Origin of the sequence: Pseudomonas avellanae BPIC 631, assembly GCF_000444135.1 — a bacterium.
Lineage (GTDB): Bacteria > Pseudomonadota > Gammaproteobacteria > Pseudomonadales > Pseudomonadaceae > Aquipseudomonas > Aquipseudomonas avellanae.
This window is the reverse complement of record NZ_ATDK01000476.1, coordinates 1-1,880: the sequence shown is the minus strand read 5'-3', so window position 1 is coordinate 1,880 and position 1,880 is coordinate 1. Positions and strand designations below refer to the sequence as shown.

The 1,880-nt window shown below is 56.5% G+C and carries 1 protein-coding gene; it reads left to right on the top strand.

Annotation, left to right across the window (positions count from 1 at the left end; genetic code table 11):
* The first annotated feature begins 512 nt into the window (after positions 1 to 512).
* A complete protein-coding gene (gene ltrA / locus DW49_RS0124085) occupies positions 513 to 1,796 on the top strand; it encodes a group II intron reverse transcriptase/maturase (protein WP_024421475.1) in 1,284 nt (427 codons plus the stop codon).
* Positions 1,797 to 1,880: the final 84 nt, after the last annotated feature.

Genomic DNA, 1,880 nt, shown 5'->3' with positions numbered 1-1,880 from the left:
CGCTCCCAGTGTGCCCGGCATGGGCCGAAACCAGCCACTTGAAAGCAGTGGCCAGACTAAGTGACGACAACTGTAGCGAAACGCAAGGTGGACGCCGTGAGGCCAAGCTGAAAGAAGCGCGTAGCAAAGGCACGACCGCAGGAACACGAACAGGCAGCGAGGCCGGATGCGGGCGATTAGTGTTCTGGGAACCACGAAATCCAACTGTCACCGAAAGACGCATCAGGTAGAGCCTGGCGGCACGCGCCGAAGGTTTCGGCACCTTACCCGGGGAGATCTCGACCACTGACAAGTGGACGAGAAGTCAGCAGAGGCCGTAGTAGCGAAGAGGGGCAGTAATGTGCCTGGAGCAAAGGGCCGAAGGATAAGCAGCACCCCTGATGGGCTTCTGAACATAGAGCCAGAGCTCTTTGAAACCGAACCTAAAAAAAAATGCTTAGGCAACAATGGGTTGGCTGGACATGAACGCCCGGGTGGATTCCCGATGAAGACATGAAAGGAAAGAGCAAGTGATGTGTCAGACGGAACATGAAGCGGGAGATGTGCTGAGTGGGGTCAGCGTGGAGCATGTGGTCGAGGCTGACAACATGCGTCGTGCGCTCAAGAAAGTCCGGTCCAACAAAGGTGCGCCGGGTGTCGACGGTATTACAACCGAAGATATCGAGGCTCACTTGGTCAAGCATTGGCCGGGCATCAAGGAAAAGCTTCTGGCCGGGAGTTACAAGCCTGGCCCGATCAAGGGTAAGACGATCGGTAAACCTGATGGCGGAGAACGGCTGCTGGGCATACCCAATACGCAGGATCGAGTTATCCAGCAAGCGGTGAGTCAGCAACTTACGAAGCTATGGGACGGTGGTTTCAGTGATCACAGTTATGGGTTCAGGCCCGGTCGCAGCAACCTTGATGCAATCAGGGCGGCGAAAGCATTCGTGGTCAGCGGCAAGAACTGGGTGGTTGATGTGGATATTGAAGCGTTCTTTGACGAGGTCAGCCATGACCGACTCATGACACGCATTACCCGCGACATCCATGACAAGCGGCTGAACAAGTACCTGGGATCGAATGTGCGAGCGGACATGATTCTCAATGGCCAACGGCAAAAGCGCAGTGCGGGCGTGCCGCAAGGTGGCCCGTTGAGCCCGCTGCTGGCTAATCTGTATCTGGACCCGCTGGATAAAGAGTTGGAGGCTCGTGGTCTGAGCTTCTGCCGCTATGCTGACGATCTGATGATTTTTGTGGAAAGTGAGCGCAGTGCAGAGCGGGTACTTGAAAGCATCGTAAGCTGGATCGAGAAACACCTGAAGCTGAAGGTCAACGCGAGTAAAAGCGGCACAGGCCGACCTTGGGAGCGTGCCTTTCTGGGTTATCTGATCGACGAGGAAGGCAACAATCACCTGTCGGGCAGAACGGTGAAGCGGTATCGCAAACGTGTTCGCGAATGCTGGTCAGCCAGACAAGGGCTTACGAGTCGTGGTCTGGTGGAGCAGTGGAGAAAATATCTGTTCGGCTGGTTCGGTTACTTCCGACTGGCGGTAGAGAGCGACTTCACCGTGCTTTCCCAGTGGACGCGACGCCATATGCGCAAATGCTTTTGGCAACGTTGGCATAGCCGGCGAGGCCGCATGGCCCAACTGTCCAGACTGGGAGTCTCGAAAAGGGGGCTTGCACGAGTAAGCTTCCACGACGGAGCCTGGAAAGCGGCGAGACATCCGGCCATGCATCAAGCGCTGAGTAATCAGTGCCTGAGGCGTTATGGTTTGGTGACTGCGCAGGATCTTGCCTCAGCGCAACGCTGAGCAATCCAACCGCCGGATGCGGAAAACCGCACGTCCGGTGGTGTGGGAGGGGTAGAGGGCTTGTCCCTCTACCTCGACCCGATC